Source organism: Gordonia sp. 852002-10350_SCH5691597 (assembly GCF_001665715.1).
In the GTDB taxonomy this organism is placed as follows: domain Bacteria; phylum Actinomycetota; class Actinomycetes; order Mycobacteriales; family Mycobacteriaceae; genus Gordonia; species Gordonia sputi.
In genome coordinates this window covers 12235-31366 of the sequence record NZ_LZMO01000133.1, presented here as the reverse complement: position 1 = coordinate 31366, position 19132 = coordinate 12235, and the positions used below count along the sequence as shown (strand labels likewise).

Sequence of the window (19132 nt, the reverse complement as noted above, 5' to 3'; positions counted from 1 at the left end):
GAGTTCGAACTGAACGTTCGAGCTAGTTCGACGACCGACCGGGCGTCACCGGGCGACCGTTCGGCGCGGCGGAGTGCGGCGCGGGTTGGCGCACCGGACGAGGCGCGGGCTGCTGCGGTCGCTGTCCGGCCACGGGCGGACGCTGCGCCGCCGCCGCGGACCGCTGTTCCGGCGCGGGCGGACGTTGGTCTGCCGCGGGACGTTGCTGCGCTGCCGCGGGACGTTGCTGCGCTGCCGCGGGACGTTGCTGCGCTGCCGGAGGGCGTGGCCCTGCTGCCTGCGGGCGCTGCTGTGCCGACGGCGGACGCTGCGCGGCGGGCTGAGGACGGTGCCCCACAGGCGGTTTCGGCGGCGCGGGCGGGCCCGGAGCACGAAGCGGAACGACGACGCCGCGTCGAGCAGGCCTGCCGGGAACGGGCGTGACGATCGACGCGGCCCTAACGGCACGTTCACGGGCAGTGGCGACGTCGTCGGCGGTTGCGGTGACCACACCCATCCTGCGTCGGCGGAAACTCTCGGGTTTGCCGAACAGTCGAATGTCGGTCTCGGGCAACGCAAGAGCCTGCGCGACGTACTCGAACCCGATGCCCTTCTCGTCGAGCTGGCCGTAGATGACGGCCGATGCACCCGGCGACGCGAGCGTCACGTCGACCGGCAGGCCCAAGATCGCCCTGGCATGCATCTCGAACTCCGAGAGTCGCTGCGTCGCCATGGTGACGAGTCCGGTGTCGTGCGGGCGCGGAGAGACCTCGGAGAAGTACACGTCGTCGCCCTTGACGAACAGTTCAACGCCGAAAATGCCACGGCCACCGAGGTTTCCGTCGCCCATCGCCGTTGCGATACGTGCGGCGATCGACGTCGCGGCACCCAGCGCGAAGGCACTCATCTCGTGCGGCTGCCAGCTCTCGACGTAGTCGCCGTTGACCTGACGATGCCCGATCGGCGCACAGAAGTGCGTCACCAGTCGGCCGGTCGCGGGGTCGATCGCCCGCACCGTGAGCAGGGTGATCTCGTAGTCGAACTCGATGAAACCCTCGACGATGACACGCTCACCGGCAACTCGTCCGCCGGTCGTCGCGGTCTCCCACGCCTTGTCGATGTCCTCCGGACCGCGAACCACGGTCTGTCCTTTGCCCGACGACGACATCACTGGTTTCACCACGCACGGGTACCCGACCTGTTCGGCGGCAATCGTCAACTCGTCGTGCGAACCGGCGAACAGATACGGCGACGTCGGCAGGCCCAGTTCTTCGTCGGCGAGGCGTCGAATTCCCTCGCGGTTCATCGTCGCCATCACCGCGGAAGCGGTGGGGATGACCTCTGCGAGTCCACGGCGCTCGATGGTCGCCAAGGCGTCGGTGGCGATCGCTTCGATCTCGGGGACGACGTATGCGGGCGAGTACTTCTCGACGAGGCCGATCAGCGCATCGCCGTCGGTCATGTCGATCACCTCGGCGTGATGCGCGACCTGCTGGCCGGGCGCACCCACGTAACGATCGACAGCGATCACCTCGACGCCCAATCGCTGGAAGGCGATGATCAGCTCTTTACCGAGTTCTCCGGCGCCGAGCACCATCACTCTCGTGGCAGTCGGCGACAGTGGCGTGCCGATGATGTCGGGCGGCCCCACGGTCGGCTGCGCGGGCGACACGTCAGGTGTCGCCGCGCCAGTGGCGTGGTCGTCCGCGCTACTCCCGTTGATCGAGGTCATAGGAGCAATCTTACGTGCCGGATTTGCGCCGACGCGCCCCATCTCCCCGGTACTCATTCACTCGAACTCATCCCTGCGCACCCGACTGCCGCCTCAACACATCAGCCCGTGGTCAACCCATGACCTCGTGGATGTAGCACCAGCGCCAGACCTCGCCCGGTTCGGCCGACCGCATGACGGGGTGGCCGACGTCGTGGAAATGGGCGGTCGCGTGCTTACGCGGGCTCGAATCACAGCAACCGACGTGGCCGCACGCGAGGCAGATCCGCAGATGTGCCCAGTGCTGCTCGCCGAGTTGCATGCAGTCTTCGCAGACGCTGATGTCGCCGTGCGCCGGACCTGGGTCGGCTGCCGCGTCGACTCCGATCTCCGCGAGTTCCGGACATCTGGCCTCGACGCCCGCTGATTCGCCACGGGGGTCACCGGCACGGGTACGTGATCGACCGAACAAACGCATGCCACCTATTATCCCCGACGCCATCGCCGGGGATACCCGGCGACTTGATGATCGCGTCAAAGTCTCGAACTCGGGCTAGGTTTGCGCAGTGAGCGCTTCCCTTCTGCTGGTCGCGGTGCTGTCGGTGGTGATCGCGGCGCTGTCACGGCACTACAACCTCTCGTCGCCGCTGGTGCTGGTCCTGGTCGGATTGGCGATCGGATGGATACCCGGTCTACCCACCGCAGAGCTCGACCCCGAGTTCGTGTTGTTCGTCATCCTTCCGCCCCTTCTCTACTCGGCTGCGCAGGACAGCTCGTACCAGGAGATCCGCGCCAATCGCCGCGCCATCGGCCTGCTGGCCATCGGGCTTCCGCTGTTCACCGCGGTGGCCGTCGGCCTTGTCGCCTATCTGTCGGTTCCCCATCTCCCGTTGGCGGCGGCACTGGTACTCGGCGCCATCGTCGCGCCGCCCGATGCGGTCTCTGCTCAGGCGATCGGGCGCAGGGTCGGGCTACCACGCCAGATCATGACCCTCCTCGGCGGCGAGAGCCTCCTCAACGACGCAACGGCGCTCACCGCGTTACGGGTGGCGCTTGCCGCTGCAGTCGGTGCGACGACGTCGGTGTGGGATGGCATCGAAACGTTCCTGCTGGCGGCGATCGGGGGACTCGTCATCGGCCTGTTGATCGGCTATCTGGTGTTCAAGATCCGCGACTGGCTGACCGACCCCACGATCGAGACGGCCATCGGACTCATGGTGCCGTTCGGGACCTATTACGTCGCCGAGGAACTGCACACGTCCGGGGTGATAGCGGTTGTCGTGGCGGGCCTGTTTCTCGGACAACGCGCCGTCCGCGTCGGCTACGCCACGCGCATCCAGGATGCGTCCGTCCGCAAATCGATCGATGCGCTGCTCGAGGCGTTCGTCTTCCTACTGATCGGGCTGCAGCTACCCGACCTGATCCGTGGCCTGGCAGGACAATCGTGGCTGCACATCGCCTTCGACGCCGTGATGGTTCTGCTCGCGACGATCTTGGTGCGCTTCGTGTGGGTCTACCTTGCCACCTACGGGGCCCGGTTGCTACCGAGTGTCCGACGACGAGAACCCCCGCCCAAGCCGTCGTGGTTGTTCGTCGTCGGATGGTCGGGTATGCGCGGTGTGGTCTCGTTGGCGGGGCATTCTCGATCCCCCTGACCACTGAGTCGGGTGAACCGTTCCCGGCACGCGCGGAAATCCTGTTCCTCACGTTTGTTGTGGTCGTCGGCACGCTCTTGATCCAGGGAGTCAGCCTGCCATGGGTCATCCGGCGTCTCGGCGTCAGCAGCGACGAGGAGGCGGCTGCCGACCGCCTCGCCTACGCAGCAGCACAGGATCGGGCATCACGCGAGGCGCAGAGCTACCTCGACACGTTGGCGCGCGACATCGACGAACATGATCCGCGACACCTGCAGGTCGCGATGTTGCGCAAATGGCTGACCACCCAACGCAATACGGCGTGGGAAGAACTCGGCCGAGGGCCTGAGGACATCGGCGAGTCCCCGACAGCCGCGGGAAACCGCATGCGTACCAAGCTGCTTGAAATCCAACGAAAGGTGTTCATCGACGAACGCGACGCCGGCCGCATCGACGACGAGGTGCTGCGCGCAGCACTGCGACGGCTCGACTTCGCCGAAGGGGTCACCGACCGCGAGGGATGAGGCGTCGAGGAACTCGGTCGCTCCCATCCGGGGGCCTTCCGCCGACCGCGGGGAACGATCAGTCGACTTCCGTCGGGGCGGAGGGTTCGTCCTCGGGGATCGCCGCGTACACGCGGGTCTCCTCGGTGCGCCCACGCAGCGAGGTGGTCTCCTGTTCCTCCCAGTGAGCGGCCTCCTCGGCATTGGCTACGTCGACGGCCCGCCCCGAAGCCAGCGGGCGGCGCGGATCCCGCTTGGCGAGTTCGGAAAGTCTGGCGCTCTCGTTGACCGGATCACCGATGATCGTGTACTCGAACCGTTCGATCGCGCCGACGTTGCCCGCGACGACCGGTCCGAACCCGACACCGATGCCCGCCGAGAGTTCGGGAACCCGACGCGCGAGTTCGCGTGCGATCTCGCGGGCGGTAGCCAGCGCGGCACCCGCGGCGTCGTCGAGATCGATCGGCGCACCGAAGATGGCGAGCACGGCATCGCCCTCGAATTTGTTGACCAGGCCCCGGTGCCGCTCCACCTGCTTGACGATCACGGCGAAAAACCTGTTGAGGATCTCGACGACCTCGGTCGGTGAGCGCTCGGCGGCAAGCGTCGTCGAACCGATGACGTCGACGAACAGTGCGGCAACGGTGCGTTCTGTGCCGCCGAGTGCGGGGTCGGAACTCAGTGCGGCTTCGGCGACCTCACGACCGACATGTCGTCCGAAGAGATCGCGCATGCGCTCACGCTCACGGAGTCCGCCGACCATCGAGTTGAAGCCCACCTGAAGGTCGCCGAGCTCGGTGCCGTCGTACACAACCAGGTCGACCTCGTCGCGGACATCTCCCGCCTGCACCCTGTTCATGCCGTTACGCACGCTGCGCAGTGGCCCGGTCACACTCAGGCTGGTCAACACCGTGAGTAGCAGGCCGGTGGCCAGGGATATGACAGCGAGCACGAACACCCCGACGAACAGGTCGAGTTTGCTCGTGTCCTCGCGGAATGCGCCGAACGAGACCACGAGCAGGATTCCGACGATGGGCGTCGCAGAACCGACGATCCACGCCACCACCGACCGTGACAACACACCCGATCGCTTGCGTCGGCGGTACCCGGCACTGATGAGATCCGCCGAGACCGGGCGGAGCGCGAGTTCGATCAACAGGTAGGAGACACCGACGACGACTGTGCCCGACAACCCGATGACGAAGAACATCTTCGGGATGAGCATCGGACTCTGGACGCCGTACATGATGGTGAACATCACCACGGCCCCGAGCCACAGCATCGCCTGTAGCCCCAACAGTCGGATGGGCACCCGCTGGGTGCGCTTGGCGTCACCCTTGGTCGGCTGCTCGCGTCTGATTGCCCACCGTAGATCTCGCGTGACGGTAAACGTGCCCCAACCGATACCTACGACGAATGCCAGGGAGACATACAGCGGCACGACTATGTAGTTGACCCACCACAGCTCGGGGAGGAAAGTCGACGGTTCCGGAATGCCGACGGTCGACAGGGCGATGGCGGCGATCGCACCCACGAGATTGGTGACGACGATCGTCGCGGTCAGCACCGTCTGGACACGAACCCGTCGTTTGATTCGGCCTTCGGCGGCCGACCCCAGCAGGATCGACCCGTAATCGCGCTCGGATCGACCCCGGATCATCCACATACTGTGTCACAGTCGCGTTCCGCAGCGACAGCGGCCACAGCGACATGTATCGGCGGAACGTGCGACAGACGGACGGCGGGACGGTCGCACCGTTCCAGAACTCGTTGACGGCTCGACCGGTCCCGCCGCGCGATGGACAGATTCCTCAATCGACTCGCAGTGATATACCACCCCCTTCGTTCAATGTCCGAAACTTTTCGTCAAAGAACTTGTGCAGCAGCATCTTCCACAGGCATCAGCCCACGGGCAGTGCTCAGCCGCTCGCATTCGCGGTGATGGCCTGCTGACGGCCGGTGGATTCGACGACGATCTTGCGTGGTTTCGCCTCCTCGGCGAGAGGGATCGTCACCGACAGCACACCGTTGTCGTAGTTGGCTACGATCTTCGTGACGTCGATACCTTCACCGAGGGACACCTGCCTTCGGTACGTCCCCGAAAAACGTTCGCTCGCAAGCCATTGCACACCATCGTCAGACGGCGCACTCCGTTGAGCGGTCAGCGTGAGCACCCCGTGGTCGACGTCGATGTCGATCGAGCCGGGGTCAGCCCCGGGTAGGTCGGCGACGAGCATGTAGTGGTCGTCGACCTTGTACAGATCCAGCGGCATGAACCGGGGCGCTCGAACCGACCCCACGGAGGAGCCTGTCATGAGCCCACGAGCAAGCGCGTCAACATCGCCGAACGGATCAAAACGAAGCACAGCAACTCACCTCCTGAATTCAGGCTGCCCGCCACCCGATTCGACGAGCAGCACATGCTGTACGCAATCAAAAATAGCACTGCGACCAACATTCGTCTAGCACTCATTCGATAGGAGTGCTAGAACATTTCTCATCACCCGCGGGATGTACTCCCTACACCAGAAGACAAGGAGGACAACATGACTGGAGAAACGACGGCTAGCCGCGACTGGCCGGGAAACACCCCAACTGATCACGCTGGGAATCATCACGTCGACGTCGTCTGGCCCGAACCATCCCCACTCGAGAAATGGTGGGTGTCGGTGATGAAACAATCCGACCGCAAGGCGTCGTCGAACAATGAGGGGAAACGACGCCTCGCGACCGGATTCAGCTGATCCTGATCATCTTTTTGTTGACGAACTCGTCGATGCCGAAGCGCCCAAGTTCGCGGCCGAAGCCCGATCGTTTCACGCCGCCGAACGGCAGTTCGGCCCCTTCCGCGCCGACCGCGTTGACGAAGACCATGCCTGCCTCGATCTTGTCGGCGACGCGCAGCGCCTGGTCGGGATCCGTGGTGAAGACGTACGAGCCGAGACCGAACGGGGTGTCGTTGGCGAGTTCGACGGCGGCATCCTCACCCGACACCTTGTAGACGGTCGCGATCGGGCCGAACAGCTCCTGCTTGGCGACGATCGAGTCGGGGTCGACGCCGGTCAGCACGCCGGGCGGGAAGTAGGCACCCTTTCGTTCTCCTGCCGATTCGAGGCTCGCACCGGTGGCAACCACCGAGTTCACCTGCTCCTCGAGACGCTCAGCTGCAGCAACCGACGAGAGCGGAGCCAGCCCCTCTCCGGCGGCCTTGACCTTCTCGGTGAACTTGACGATGAAGTCGTCGTAGACGCTCTCGTCGACGATGAAACGCTTCGCGGCGTTGCACGCCTGTCCGGTGTTCTCGAATCGTCCGTCGATCGCGGCCGACACGGTTGCGTCGAGGTCGTCGGTGGACAGCAGGATGAACGGATCCGACCCGCCGAGTTCGAGGACGACCTTCTTCAGGTTGCGACCCGCGACCTCCGCGACCGCAGCCCCCGCACGTTCGGAACCGGTCAGCGAGACACCCTGCACACGCGGGTCGGCGATCGCCTCGGCGATCTGCTCATTGGTGGCGTAGACGTTCACGTACGCGCCGACCGGGTACCCGGCGTCGAGGAAGATTTGTTGCAGAGCCGCCGCCGACTCAGGGCACTGCGGGGCGTGTTTGAGCACAATCGTGTTGCCCAGCACCAGGTTTGGGCCGGCGAAACGCGCGACCTGATAGTAGGGGTAGTTCCACGGCATGATGCCGAGCAGCACACCGACAGCGCTGCGACGGATGAACGCCGACCCCTCGCCCTCAAGCAGCGCGATCGGCTCGTCTGCGAGGAACTTCTCGGCATTGTCGGCGTAGTACTCGTAGATCGCGGCGCTGAACTCGACCTCGCCGACGGACTGGTCGTACGGCTTGCCCATCTCGCGCACGATGATCTTGGCCAGCTCGTCCTTGCGCTCGGTGTGCAGTTCGCCGACGCGCCGGATCAATGCGGCCCGCTCGGCGACCGTCGAGTTCTTCGACCACGTCGCGAACGCATCCGACGCCGCAGTGATCGCCGCCTCGACCTGCTCGTCAGTGGCGGTCGGGTACTCCTTGACGACGTCGCCGGTCGCGGGGTCGACGACTTGGTACAAGCTCATTGCGATTCTCCTCGTCTGCACGCACGGCCGCTCGGCCGACTTCATCTACGAATGTAGTAGTCGAGGAGGTCGCGCGCTGAGTGAATCGACAATTCTGGGGCGCTTACGTTGCGGAATCCGCAACATTCTCGCTCAAGCAGTTCACTTTTCGGCGAACCTCGCGCGGTTGATGACGGATTCCGCACAGACCGGCTCTTCTGCTTGCCCGCGCTCGTCAGACGATGGCCCGACGGACCCTGCCCAACCCACGGCCGCCGACGCTGACGCGACTCAGACGATGGCCCGGCGTACTACACCCGACCGCCGGCCGCCGACGCCAACGCGACTCAGACGATGGCCCTGCGAACCACACCCGACCGCCGACCGCCGACGCCAACGCGACTCAGACGATGGCCCTGCGAACAACCGTCTGGTCGCGGCCGGGGCCGACGCCGATGCACGAGATGTGCGCACCCGAGAGCTCCTCGAGCCGCAACACGTAATCCTGGGCGGTCTTCGGCAGGTCGTCGAACGTCTTGCACTGTGAGATGTCTTCCCACCAGCCGGGCATGTACTCGTAGACCGGTTTGGCGTGATGGAAGCCGGTCTGGGTCATCGGCATCTCGTCGACGCGTTCGCCGTCGACTTCGTACGCGACACAGATCGGGACGCGCTCGAGGCTGGAGAGCACGTCGAGCTTGGTCAGGAAGTAGTCGGTGATGCCGTTGATGCGCGTTGCGTAGCGGGCGATCACGGCGTCGAACCACCCGCAACGTCGGGCACGGCCGGTGGTCACGCCGACCTCGCCCCCGGTCTTCGCGAGGTACTCACCCCACTCGTCGAACAGTTCCGTGGGGAACGGACCCGAGCCGACGCGGGTGGTGTAGGCCTTCAAAATGCCGAGCACCGTGGTGATCTTGTTCGGTCCGATACCCGACCCGACAGCGGCGCCGCCAGCCGTCGGATTCGACGACGTCACGTAGGGATACGTGCCGTGGTCGACGTCGAGCAGCGTGCCCTGCGAACCCTCGAGCAGCACCGTCTCGCCACGTTCGAGCGCCTGGTTCAGCAGGAGCTGCGTGTTGGCGATGCGATGCTTGAAGCCCTCGGCCTGGGTGAGGACCTCGTCGACGACCTGCGCGGGTTCGAGTGCGCGACGGTTGTAGATCTTGACCAGGATCTGGTTCTTGAGTTCGAGCGCGGCCTCGACCTTCTGCGCGAAGATCTTCTCGTCGAGCACGTCGGCCGCACGCACGCCGACCCGCGCGATCTTGTCTTGGTAGCAGGGCCCGATACCGCGGCCGGTCGTGCCGATCTTCTTGTTGCCGAGAAACCGCTCGGTGACCTTGTCGATCGCCACGTGATAGGGCATCAGCAGGTGGGCATCGGCCGAGATCATCAGGCCGGTGGTGTCGACGTCGCGGTCCTCGAGGCCGCTCAGCTCGGTGAGCAGCACCCCGGGGTCGACGACGACACCGTTGCCGATGACGTTGTTGACGCCCGGCGTGAGGATGCCCGAGGGGATCAGGTGCAGGGCGAACGTCTCACCATTCGGGAGAACGACGGTGTGACCCGCGTTGTTGCCGCCCTGGTATCGGACAACCCACTGCAGCTTCTCGCCGAGTAGATCGGTCGCCTTGCCCTTGCCCTCGTCGCCCCACTGGGCGCCGATAAGCACGATCGCTGCCATGTCCCCTACTCCTTAGCCGCGCGCATGCGGAACGCGCCGTAACGGACCTACCCTACTTGCTGACCGGGCAGAACCCTTGGCCGACGCCCCGACATCGACGTTGCGGCCCGACTACGCTCGTCGGCGTGTCCCATGCAGTTATCTCGTCTGAAGCCGTTTTTTCGGGGACGGTGATCGTCGACGACGCCCGGCAGTCGCCACCGACCCGCAAGGCGGTACGGCGAGTGGTCGAGAGCGCGCTTTCCGACGCACCGAGCCGGCTGATCGTCGAGCCCGGCGACTGCGCACACCCCGACGTCCTGCTCGCCGAGGTGGTGGCGATCCTGATGATCTCCGAACGACTCGACGTCGAGGTCGCCTACACGCCGCGCGGCGCCACCCCGGCAACCCGGCGATACGGCCTACCGCACGGACAAGCGGCCATCGACCTCGCCCGTGACGGCGATGCTCACGACCTACCACTGATCCGCGACGACGCCGCCACCGTCCTCGTCGGCAGCGCACGTCACCTCGGCGCCGAGGGCGCAAAGCTGCACGGCGAGAGCTACGTCGACGACGCCCGACTGTTCACCGGTTCGGTACGCGGCGTGCGGATCGAACCGACCCGTGAGGCACCGGGCGTACGCGCGCGCGTCGAACGTCCGCTCCGGCAGGGCGCCTGGCACGTCGGGCGCGCGGCGCAGACCGGCGGGAGCAACCTCGTCGTCGAGCGTGAAGGTGTCCTGACCGAGCGGACTGTGAAGCGGTCGACGTTCTACCGCCATCATATCGACTGGAAGCTGGCCCACCCATGACGGTGCACTCATGACAGAGAATGCGTGGGCCGCAGATCGGCCGAAGCATCCCGGTCCTGGCGAGATCGCCCGCGCGATACGACCGGGCTGGTTGTTCTTCGCGTTCATCGCCATCGCCGTGCTCGGTGGGTGGATGTGCGCGGTCTCGGCCCCCGGCCGCAACGCGACGTCGATCGGCGGCACCCTGCTGCTGGTCCTCGCCGGCTGGGTCATCTCACTGTGTCTGCACGAATTCGGCCACGCCGTCACAGCGTTCCGGTTCGGCGATCGCAATGCCGAACTGCGCGGCTACCTCACGCTCAATCCGATGCGCTACACGCATCCGGGGCTGTCACTCGGCCTACCGCTGTTGATCATTCTGCTCGGCGGTATCGGATTCCCTGGCGGCGCTGTATATCTCGACGAGCGCGGCATGACCAACCGCCAGAAGACGCTGGTCTCACTCGCCGGGCCCGCGATGAACATCCTGCTCGCGGCGATCCTGTTGTTCGTCATCCGCATCGCCGCACCCGACGCCTACATTCCGCTGCACTCGGGTCTGATGTCGGGGATGATTCTCGCCGTCGACGGCATCAATCTGTGGGCGGCACTGGCGATGCTCGCCTTCTTGCAGATCACCGCGGCCGTGCTCAACCTGATCCCGATGCCTGGTTTCGACGGCTACAACGCCATCGAGCCGTACCTGTCGCAGCATGCACGCGCGAACGCCGCCAAGATCGCACCCTACGGATTCCTGATCGTGTTCGCGCTACTGTTCATTCCCCAACTGAACACCGCCTTCTTCGACCTCATCCGCTGGCTGTTCGAATTGTCCGGCGTGCCATCGAATCTCGCGATCCAGGGCTGGGACGTATTCATGTTCTGGCGGACGTGATCTACCAGCAGCCCAGTCGGGGCCGCTCCGCAATTCACGCCCTGCGCGTGACGAAGTAGTCGTCGAGCGTGACCATGTTGAGCCGGCGCTCGCGGATGATCTCCACCAGCGTCGGATATACGTGGGTCACCGGCGGATGATTGGCGTGGCCGATGATCACGGTCTGCGGATGGAAGTACTGCCGCGCACACTGCACCAGATAGCGCTCGGTGATCAATCCCGAGTCCGAGAGCGACCCGAACCACAGCACGGGTGTCGTGTATCCGAGGTCGGTGGCCACGGCGTCGACCGTCTCGTTGTGGTAGCCGTACGGCGGGCGAAAGAACGGAGTGCCGTCGACGCCGAATGTGTTGCGCAGGAAATGCTTACACCGCGACAGCTCATCGGCGACGCCCTCGGTCGACAACGACGTCAGATCGGCGTGCGTCCACGTGTGATTGCCGAGTTGGATCTGACCGGATTCGACGAGCGGCCGCAGCTCGGCTTTGTGGTCGGTCCAGGAATCGAAGCCGCCCGTGACGAAGAAGGTGAACCGGGCGCCGGTGTCGCGCGCGAATCGGATGTACGCACCGACGACCTCGGAGCTCGCACCGTCGTCGACGGTCAGCGCGAGATGTCTTCCCGTACCGGGCAATCCGGTCAGCGTCCCCGCGGGAATCGGAACCTTGCGCGCGACGTCGGGTGGTGGCACCTGTGGAACCTGCGTCTGGGCAACCGGTTTCGGAGTCGGCGACATCGGGTTGGTCGACGGCAACGCCGTCGGCGCCGTCGCATCGACACGCGCTGTCGCGCATCCCCCGAGCGCAGTGACCAGCCCTGCAGCCAGGACGGTCATGAACCCCCGACGTCTCACGGCTGTGAAGATAGCCGACGAAAGTGGCCTACGGGCGACGGGATCGCGTGTGTCGCGTTACCAGCCCATATCGTCGCGGCAGCGCTTGCCCGCTTGGTCCGGATCGACCTGAATCGTGGCGTGGGTGAGGCCGTGACGGGCCAGCACGGCGCGCGCCTGCGGGAGCACCTCATCGTTGGGACAGTTGCTCGCCACATGCACTGTCGCGACGTCCATTCCGGTGGTCAGCGACCAGACGTGCAGGTCGTGGACGTCGTGCACCTCGGGGATCGCGGCGAGCTCGTGCTCGAGAGCGTCGACGTCGATGTGGTCGGGTGCCTGCTGGTTGAGAATGCGCAGGGCATCGCGGGCCAGACGCACCGCGCGGGGTACCACCCAGATCGCGATCAGAACGGCGACCACGATATCGGCGTAGCCCCAACCGGTTGTCATCGTCACGATGCCCGCGATCAGCACGCCGACGCTCCCGACGGCGTCGGCCAACACCTCCATGTACGCGCCGCGCACCGCGATCGACTCTTTGGAGTCCGCACGCAGCAGCAGCATCATCGCGACGTTGACCGCCAGGCCGACCAACGCCACCACGATGAGCGTCAGCCCCGGTACTTCCGGATCAGAGCCCATGCGTCGAATCGCCTCGTACAACACGAAGACCGCAACACCGATCAGCAGCACCGCATTGGCCACAGCGGTGAAGACCTCGGCGCGATGCCACCCGAAGCTCCGCTCGGCCGTCGTCGATCCGTGCCGCGCGAGCAACAGTGCGACAAGACCCATCAACAGTGCGACCACGTCGGTCAACATGTGCCCGGCGTCGGCGATCAGGGCCAGCGAGTTGACGGCGATTCCGACGCTGAGCTCGACGACGAAATACGTTCCGATCATCGCCACGGCGACGACCATCGGCCAGATCCGCCGATTCGACGTCGCGGCGCCGGCGCCGTGCGAGTGCGTGTGTGTATGCGAGTGACCCATGGTCTCGCCAATATATGCATGTTCTCGCATATATGACAAGGGTTAGGGTCGCCTAAACCTTCGCGTCAAGGCTGTTTCAGACAAAGGAGAGCACCGCTCTTGCTTTCCGGACCAGTGCGTTGGATGTCGCCGAAAGCGCGGCGCCGCCTTCGCCTGGTCCCGCGCATCGCGCTCGGCGTCTGTCTCATCATCGTCGTCGCGGCCGCGACGAGCACACTGATCGGTGTCGTCGGCGCGATCGGCTGCGTCGCGGTGTCGGTACCGATCTTCGCTCTGGGGCAGCGCGCGATCGACGGCAAGGCCTGACGCTCAGCGCAGCGTCGCCTGCGCGGAGGAGCGTCGAAGCCCACACACCATCAGCAGGTCGATCAGCAGCGAACGTATCTCTGCCAGCAGCGCAGTCTCACTCATGTCACTCTCGGCGACGAGCTCCGCGCGAGCCTTGCGTGCGATCGTGCGCAGTACCCGCGCGGCGTCGGCAGGGTCGGGCGATTCGCCGGGGTCGGCGAGCATCATTCGACGCAGCGTCTCGAACGCGTCGCCGAGGTCGTCGATGATCTCGATCAGTTCGGGGCGGAGCTTTTCGCCGCGCTGCGTCATCCCAAGCGCGCGCCGTGCGACGATCCGGAAGTTGCGCACCCCGTTGTCGATGGGGTCCGCTGTCGCGGCGATTCGCTGCAGTCGTATTCGCTGCCGCCAGTAGAGGGGCGAGATGGTGCTGATCTCTTTACCGCCACGCATGTCCGAGCGCATCGTGTTGATCGCAGCCTGGGTTCCGCGCGCACTCTCGAGCGCCGAGAACACCACGTCGGGGTCGCCCACACGCAGTCCCGCGGCGAGGGTCTTCGCGGCGTCGCGCATCGTCGCCAGAATCCCGGCCGCATCGCGCCGCCCACGCGCCGCCGGGTTCGTAGGAAGTAGCGCGCCGACGATGATGCCGACAAGTCCGCCGATCAGCGCGTCGAACGCGCGGTAGTAGCCGCCCGCCTGACCAGGCGGCAGGAGCGTCGCGACCAGCACCGCAGACGACGCCGCCTGCATCGGGATCAGCGGACCGTCGTCGAGGAACACCGCCGTCGCCATCGCGAGTGCGACGACGACCATGATCTGCCAGGTCCCCGAGCCGATCCGCGAGATCAGCAGATCGCCGATCAGGATTCCGATGGAGACACCGACGACCAGTTCGACAGCGCGACGCCACCGCTGCCCGAGTGACAGCCCCAGCGAGATGACAGCCGCGATCGGCGCAAAGAACGGACGTGAGTGATGCAGCAGGTCGAGAGCGATCCACCACGCCAGACCCGCCGCGATCGAGCACTGCACGATCGGTTGCAGAGAAAGGTACAGCCGCCGAATACGGGTGCGCAGGGGGCGCGGGAGCGCGTTGACCCTGGCGCTGACCCGCGCGCGCAGCGTTGCGGTCACACCAGGCCGAGTTGTTCTGCCGCGGCCGGGTCGCTTTCGTTCAGGAGGTCGAGGCAGCGCAGGTACTCGTCCCGCTCACCGACGACTCGAGCAGCTCTGGCCAATGCGCCGACGCAGCGCAGGAAGCCCTGGTTGCCCTCATGCGACCACGGGACGGGTCCGAATCCCTTCCACCCGTTGCGGCGCAGTTGGTCGAGTCCGCGGTGGTACCCGGTGCGCGCGTAGGCATAGGCGGCGATCACGGCGTCGACGTCAGGCGTTTGTTCACCGGCGGGCTCACCGTCGGCTCCGACACCACCCGCAGTCAACGCACCTTCCGCCAGATACGCCCAGGCGATCGACGCAGTGGGATGTGCGGCGGCTACAGCAGCGGGCGATGCGCCGTTGAGCAGATCCGATTCGGCCTCGTCGTCTCCCGGGAGGAGTGTCGGTTGCGGGCCCAGCAAGTCTCCAAAGGAAGTCACACCCCCTATTCAAGCATCGAGACGCGACACCGTGTCCGCTTCGGTCGGCCCGCCGAACCGGTCGGGGCACGGCCGCTCGACGCCCCCGCGACATCTGCCCGGCGGTAGTAGTCTTCGCAGATGCTCATCCCCTGCCCGGATGCCCGTGACAACGACGATTCGCTAGGGTGAATGGCGCACTTGGTCGCTGCACGACCACGACGCCGCGATGCGCGGCAGAATCCACTTGCTCGGGAAGGAATGGTGATCGACGATGCCTCAATCCGGTGATCGGAAATCGGCTGTCACCAAAGCCTTCTCGGTGATACGAAAGAAGGCCGCCGAACGTCTGGAGGGGACGTCGAGCCGGACCTACTCGTCGCCGACAAAGAACTCAGCACCGGCCGCGTCCACTGCGAGGACGTCGACGCCCAGCGAGACGGCGGGCAAGAAAGAATCGGCGGGCGCCGAGGCAACAACAGTCACGGATACACAAGCGGGGGAATCGGGATCATCTGTGGACAAGTCTCAGGTCGATGAGGTGGGCGCCGGCGGCGCACAGGGGACGGATTCACGCCCGAGCGGCCCGAAGCCCCGGGGAGGTCGAGGCATCGACTCCGCGACAAAGGTGATCTCGCGGGATCAGCTTCCCGATCCCAGCACGCTCGACGACCTCGACGACATCGATCCCCTCGCAGGCGGCACCGAGGCCGACGACGCCAAAACAGCCGAAGCAACTGACACCGACAGTTCCGACGCCACGAGTTCGGACGAGAAGGGTTCGGACGAGAAGCCAGCGGTCGTGAAGGTTGCCGGTACGGCGTCGCCGAGCGCCACCGACACCACGGTGATCAAGCGCGACGACCTGCCGGATACCAGCGACATGCCCGACCTCGACGACGTCGACATCACGGGCACCGACTCCACTGAGGAGTCCGCCGACAGCACCGAAGTGACCGGCGGCGCCGAAGAGACAGCCAGCGCAGAGGAAACAGAGAGCGTAGAAGAGACCGGCGGCGCCGAGAAGACACGAAGCGCAGAAGAGGCCGGTCAGGGCGACGCGGGGAAGATCGCGGCCGCGGGCGCGGTCGCAGCGGGAGTCGCAGGCGCGGCCGCCGTGGCGGCGCACGATACTGACGACACCGACGAGAAGGCAGCAGAAGAGACAGTCGGCGATGAGGCGGCTGACGACGAGGCGGCTGACGACGAGGCGGCCGGCGACAAGACAACCGACGACGCCACGGAGTTCCCTGCCGCTGACGAGTCGTCCGCCGCCGAGATCGAAGACGCCGACGACACCGCAGACGCCGTCGCTGCCGACCGCGCCGAGGCGGAGTCCGAAGCAAAGCTCGATGCCGCCGATCCCGAAGCCGTCGACGCCGCCGAGACCGAGCACGAGAAGGAAGACGCCGAAGCTCGCCTCGAAGCCTTCGAAGCGACCACGGACGCGGGCGACCTGAGCGTCGAAGAAGCCGCGACCGACGGAGACATCAGCAACTTCGAACCCATCGACGAAATCGACCAGAACGACGAATCCGGCGACGAAACACCGACGGCTGCAACTACTTCCGAGTCTGACGCCACTTCCGAGTCCGACGCTACTTCGGAGTCCGACGCCTCGGACGTCGACGACGAGACAGGCGCCGAAGACGAGGTCGAACCCGCCGACGTCGACGGCACATCGACCGAGTCCGATACCGAAGCCGACGCCGAGTCCGAGTCCGAGTCCGAAGACGACGCCGAGCACGACGCCGAGCACACCGACAGCGACGAGTCGGCCGACGCGGAAACCACAGAAGACGACGGCGCTTCTGTCGATGAAGAGCGCGTTGACGAAGAGCCCGTCGACGAGGAAATCACCGACGAGGAAATCACCGACGAAGAACCCGCTGACGGTGAAGACCACATCGACGGCGAGGCGCAGACCGTCGCGCTGAAGACACAGAAGCCCGACGCCCCGACAGACAGCGCCACTACAGACACGGCCGCCACTGACGACAAGGTGAACATCGGCAAGGGCGCCGCGGTTGCCGGTGGCGCGGCTGCCGCAGTCGGAGCGGCCGCAGCAGCAGGGTCCACAGCGAAGACTGCACAAACGTCGTCGGCTCGTCCCACGACGTCGACCGGTTGGTCGACCACACCGCACCAGCCACAGGTGATCCCCCCTGCCGGAACGTCGACGACGACCACTACGAAGAGCAAGGAAGGCTCCAGTCGTCGTCTGCTGCTGACGGTCGGCGCGCTCGTCGTCCTGGCTCTGGTCGTCGTGGGCGTTGTGTGGGGCGTTATCGCATCGCGCGCCGAGCCTGCAGCCGACCAGGCTGCCGACGCAGCGTCGAAGTTCTCCACCGCCCTCTACAACGGCGACCTCTCGACGCTGCGCTCGGTGACGTGCGGTCAGGAGAATCAGTTCTACACCAACATCTCCGACGCCGATTTCCAGAAGATCTACTCCGCGCAGAAGGCGCGCAACGAGTTGGTCCGCACCGGAGACATCAAGGCGTCGAAGGTGACCGACGACGGGGCAAAGGCGGTCGTCGAGGTGACGGCATACCAGACCAGCAAGCCGAACGAGCCGCAGACCGTCACCATCAATCTCCAGAAGGACGGCAGCGACTGGAAGGTCTGCACGCCGCGGTGACCGGTCGCAGGGCGCCAGGTCCCCTACGCGACGACATACCCGGCACAGGGTGGGTGCCGGGTGGGCATGCGCCGGTCCACCGTCCGACGACCCAGCCGTTGCGGGTTGCGCCCCGACCGGCGCGACGTTCCTATGTCCCGGCAGCCAACGCGCCGGGCGCCACACCGTTCGGCCATCCGAAGCAACTCGACGTCCCTGGACGACGCCCCGGGACCCGGAGCGTTCATTCACAGCGGGTCCGGGTGCAACGTCGTGCCGACCCCGCAGTGATCTGCGCGGCGATCGCCATGGCTGCGTTGGCCCTCACCGTCGCCATCGGGTTGATTCACCGTCGCCATCGGGTTGATCTGGTCGTGACCGCACTCAGCGCGTAGGCCCGCTATTGCGGTTGCCCAGAAGCTCGGATACCGCGCGTCTGGGCAACCGCAACTCGCGACTCACACACCGCGCGCCCCCTCCCGAAACGAGAGGAGGCGCGCGGTGGTCTGCGTGCGAAAGTTCAGGCGTGAAACGTCAGGCGCTGATCGACTTGCCGTTCGACTTCAGGTCGTCGCATGCCTCGACAACGCGCTCGGACATGCTGGTCTCGGCCTTCTTCGACCAGACGCGCGGGTCGTAGGCCTTCTTGTTGCCAACCTCGCCGTCGACCTTCAGCACGCCGTCGTAGTTGCTGAACATGTGCCCGGCGATCGGTCGGGTGTAGGCGTACTGGGTGTCGGTGTCGACGTTCATCTTGACGACGCCGTAGGTGAGCGCTTCCTCGATCTCGCTCTTGAGCGAGCCCGATCCACCGTGGAACACGAAGTCGAATGGCTTGGATCCCTCAGGCAGACCGAGCTTCTTGCTCGCGACGTCCTGGCCCAGCTTGAGCACGTCGGGACGCAGCTTCACGTTGCCCGGCTTGTAGACGCCGTGGACGTTGCCGAAGGTGGCGGCGAGCAGGTACTTGCCTTTCTCACCTGCGCCGAGCGCGTCGACGGTCTTCTCGAAGTCCTCGGCCGAGGTGTAGAGCTTGTCGTTGATCTCCGCCTCGACACCGTCTTCTTCACCACCGACGACGCCGATCTCGACCTCGAGGATGATCTTCGCCGCAGCCGCCTTGACGAGCAGTTCCTGCGCGATCTCGAGGTTCTCGTCGATCGGCACAGCGCTGCCGTCCCACATGTGCGACTGGAACAGCGGATTCTTGCCGGCGTCGACGCGCTCCTGAGAGATGGCGAGCAGCGGACGCACGTAGGTGTCGAGCTTGTCCTTGGGACAGTGGTCAGTGTGCAGCGCGATCGTCACGTCGTACTTGGCTGCCACCACGTGCGCGAACTCGGCGAGCGCAACCGCACCGGTCACCATGTCCTTGACGCCGAGGCCCGAGCCGAACTCCGCCCCACCGGTGGAGAACTGGATGATGCCGTCACTCCCGGCATCGGCAAAACCCTTGATGGCCGCGTTGATCGTCGACGACGAGGTGCAGTTGATCGCGGGAAATGCGTAGCCACCCTCCTTCGCCTTCGCGAACATCTCGGCGTACTGCTCTGGGGTTGCAATGGGCATGTC

Annotated in this window: 17 protein-coding genes and 1 pseudogene; 7 read left to right on the top strand and 11 right to left on the bottom strand. The window is 65.6% G+C overall.

Features of this window, described 5'->3' with window-relative positions:
• Positions 1-22 precede the first annotated feature (22 nt).
• Both purT and A5777_RS10410 read right to left on the bottom strand, forming a co-directional pair.
• The gene (purT, locus tag A5777_RS10415; protein WP_231895017.1) at positions 23-1711 is read right to left on the bottom strand and encodes a formate-dependent phosphoribosylglycinamide formyltransferase; all 1689 of its coding nucleotides are present in this window, start codon (positions 1709-1711) and stop codon (positions 23-25) included.
• A gap of 112 nt (positions 1712-1823) precedes the next feature.
• Positions 1824-2168, bottom strand: coding sequence for a UBP-type zinc finger domain-containing protein (locus A5777_RS10410; protein ID WP_064862606.1), 345 nt, complete (start codon positions 2166-2168; stop codon positions 1824-1826).
• An 88-nt stretch (positions 2169-2256) separates the two neighbouring features.
• Here A5777_RS10410 and A5777_RS10405 point away from each other — a divergent pair.
• Positions 2257-3848, top strand: a pseudogene (locus A5777_RS10405) (Na+/H+ antiporter).
• 58 nt (positions 3849-3906) lie between these two features.
• Here the strand turns inward: A5777_RS10405 and A5777_RS10400 are convergent.
• Together A5777_RS10400 and A5777_RS10395 are read right to left on the bottom strand one after the other, a co-directional pair.
• Positions 3907-5487 (bottom strand): adenylate/guanylate cyclase domain-containing protein, encoded by a 1581-nt coding sequence (locus A5777_RS10400; RefSeq protein ID WP_064862624.1) that lies wholly within the window; start codon positions 5485-5487, stop codon positions 3907-3909.
• Between the two features lie 259 nt (positions 5488-5746).
• Entirely contained in the window at positions 5747-6193 is a 447-nt protein-coding gene (locus A5777_RS10395; RefSeq protein ID WP_064862605.1) for an Hsp20/alpha crystallin family protein, read from the bottom strand.
• Between the two features lie 180 nt (positions 6194-6373).
• On the opposite strand from A5777_RS10395, the gene A5777_RS24650 reads away from it, so the two are divergent.
• The gene (locus A5777_RS24650) at positions 6374-6571 is read left to right on the top strand and encodes a hypothetical protein (RefSeq protein ID WP_156529344.1); all 198 of its coding nucleotides are present in this window, start codon (positions 6374-6376) and stop codon (positions 6569-6571) included.
• Here A5777_RS24650 and A5777_RS10390 read toward each other — a convergent pair.
• A complete protein-coding gene (locus A5777_RS10390) occupies positions 6564-7907 on the bottom strand; it encodes an NAD-dependent succinate-semialdehyde dehydrogenase (RefSeq protein WP_064862623.1) in 1344 nt (447 codons plus the stop codon). The two genes, A5777_RS24650 and A5777_RS10390, sit on opposite strands and share 8 nt — an antisense overlap.
• A 382-nt stretch (positions 7908-8289) precedes the next feature.
• Positions 8290-9576: an adenylosuccinate synthase gene (locus A5777_RS10385; protein WP_064862604.1), complete on the bottom strand. Its 1287-nt coding sequence runs from the start codon at positions 9574-9576 to the stop codon at positions 8290-8292.
• 170 nt (positions 9577-9746) lie between these two features.
• On the opposite strand from A5777_RS10385, the gene A5777_RS10380 reads away from it, so the two are divergent.
• Together A5777_RS10380 and A5777_RS10375 are read left to right on the top strand one after the other, a co-directional pair.
• A complete protein-coding gene (locus A5777_RS10380) occupies positions 9747-10370 on the top strand; it encodes a hypothetical protein (protein WP_064862603.1) in 624 nt (207 codons plus the stop codon).
• Positions 10371-10380: 10 nt separating this feature from the next.
• Positions 10381-11244 carry a site-2 protease family protein gene (locus A5777_RS10375; RefSeq protein ID WP_064862602.1) on the top strand — a complete coding sequence of 288 codons (864 nt, stop codon included), beginning with the start codon at positions 10381-10383 and terminating at the stop codon, positions 11242-11244.
• Between the two features lie 34 nt (positions 11245-11278).
• On the opposite strand, the gene A5777_RS10370 is transcribed toward A5777_RS10375, so the two are convergent.
• Positions 11279-12079 carry a polysaccharide deacetylase family protein gene (locus tag A5777_RS10370; protein ID WP_064862601.1) on the bottom strand — a complete coding sequence of 267 codons (801 nt, stop codon included), beginning with the start codon at positions 12077-12079 and terminating at the stop codon, positions 11279-11281.
• A 75-nt stretch (positions 12080-12154) separates the two neighbouring features.
• Positions 12155-13072 (bottom strand): cation diffusion facilitator family transporter, encoded by a 918-nt coding sequence (locus A5777_RS10365; RefSeq protein ID WP_064862600.1) that lies wholly within the window; start codon positions 13070-13072, stop codon positions 12155-12157.
• 99 nt (positions 13073-13171) lie between these two features.
• Between A5777_RS10365 and A5777_RS10360 the strand changes: the two genes are divergently transcribed.
• A complete protein-coding gene (locus tag A5777_RS10360) occupies positions 13172-13378 on the top strand; it encodes a hypothetical protein (protein ID WP_197502348.1) in 207 nt (68 codons plus the stop codon).
• Positions 13379-13381: 3 nt separating this feature from the next.
• On the opposite strand, the gene A5777_RS10355 is transcribed toward A5777_RS10360, so the two are convergent.
• Both A5777_RS10355 and A5777_RS10350 read right to left on the bottom strand, forming a co-directional pair.
• A complete protein-coding gene (locus tag A5777_RS10355) occupies positions 13382-14497 on the bottom strand; it encodes an FUSC family protein (RefSeq protein ID WP_064862599.1) in 1116 nt (371 codons plus the stop codon).
• On the bottom strand, positions 14494-14961 hold the full coding sequence (locus A5777_RS10350; protein WP_064862598.1) for a DUF3151 domain-containing protein: 468 nt from the start codon (positions 14959-14961) through the stop codon (positions 14494-14496). The genes A5777_RS10355 and A5777_RS10350 overlap by 4 nt, the downstream gene beginning before the upstream one ends.
• A gap of 253 nt (positions 14962-15214) precedes the next feature.
• Here A5777_RS10350 and A5777_RS10345 point away from each other — a divergent pair, with 253 nt between their 5' ends.
• Both A5777_RS10345 and A5777_RS10340 read left to right on the top strand, forming a co-directional pair.
• A complete protein-coding gene (locus tag A5777_RS10345; protein ID WP_064862597.1) occupies positions 15215-17581 on the top strand; it encodes an Rv0361 family membrane protein in 2367 nt (788 codons plus the stop codon).
• Positions 17578-17955 carry a hypothetical protein gene (locus A5777_RS10340; RefSeq protein WP_064862596.1) on the top strand — a complete coding sequence of 126 codons (378 nt, stop codon included), beginning with the start codon at positions 17578-17580 and terminating at the stop codon, positions 17953-17955. Before A5777_RS10345 ends, A5777_RS10340 begins: the two co-directional genes overlap by 4 nt.
• A 139-nt stretch (positions 17956-18094) precedes the next feature.
• On the opposite strand, the gene fbaA is transcribed toward A5777_RS10340, so the two are convergent.
• Entirely contained in the window at positions 18095-19129 is a 1035-nt protein-coding gene (fbaA, locus tag A5777_RS10335) for a class II fructose-bisphosphate aldolase (RefSeq protein WP_064862595.1), read from the bottom strand.
• Positions 19130-19132 lie beyond the last annotated feature (3 nt).

Excerpts from the sequence above, each read along its gene's own strand:
- A5777_RS10400 (WP_064862624.1), bottom strand. The coding sequence starts at position 5,487 with ATGATCCGGGGTCGATCCGAGCGCGATTACGGGTCGATCCTGCTGGGG.
- A5777_RS10370 (WP_064862601.1), bottom strand. The coding sequence starts at position 12,079 with ATGACCGTCCTGGCTGCAGGGCTGGTCACTGCGCTCGGGGGATGCGCG.
- purT (WP_231895017.1), bottom strand. The coding sequence starts at position 1,711 with ATGACCTCGATCAACGGGAGTAGCGCGGACGACCACGCCACTGGCGCG.
- A5777_RS10375 (WP_064862602.1), top strand. The coding sequence starts at position 10,381 with ATGACAGAGAATGCGTGGGCCGCAGATCGGCCGAAGCATCCCGGTCCT.
- A5777_RS10345 (WP_064862597.1), top strand. The coding sequence starts at position 15,215 with ATGCCTCAATCCGGTGATCGGAAATCGGCTGTCACCAAAGCCTTCTCG.
- A5777_RS10385 (WP_064862604.1), bottom strand. The coding sequence starts at position 9,576 with ATGGCAGCGATCGTGCTTATCGGCGCCCAGTGGGGCGACGAGGGCAAG.
- A5777_RS10390 (WP_064862623.1), bottom strand. The coding sequence starts at position 7,907 with ATGAGCTTGTACCAAGTCGTCGACCCCGCGACCGGCGACGTCGTCAAG.
- fbaA (WP_064862595.1), bottom strand. The coding sequence starts at position 19,129 with ATGCCCATTGCAACCCCAGAGCAGTACGCCGAGATGTTCGCGAAGGCG.
- A5777_RS10365 (WP_064862600.1), bottom strand. The coding sequence starts at position 13,072 with ATGGGTCACTCGCATACACACACGCACTCGCACGGCGCCGGCGCCGCG.
- A5777_RS24650 (WP_156529344.1), top strand. The coding sequence starts at position 6,374 with ATGACTGGAGAAACGACGGCTAGCCGCGACTGGCCGGGAAACACCCCA.
- A5777_RS10410 (WP_064862606.1), bottom strand. The coding sequence starts at position 2,168 with ATGCGTTTGTTCGGTCGATCACGTACCCGTGCCGGTGACCCCCGTGGC.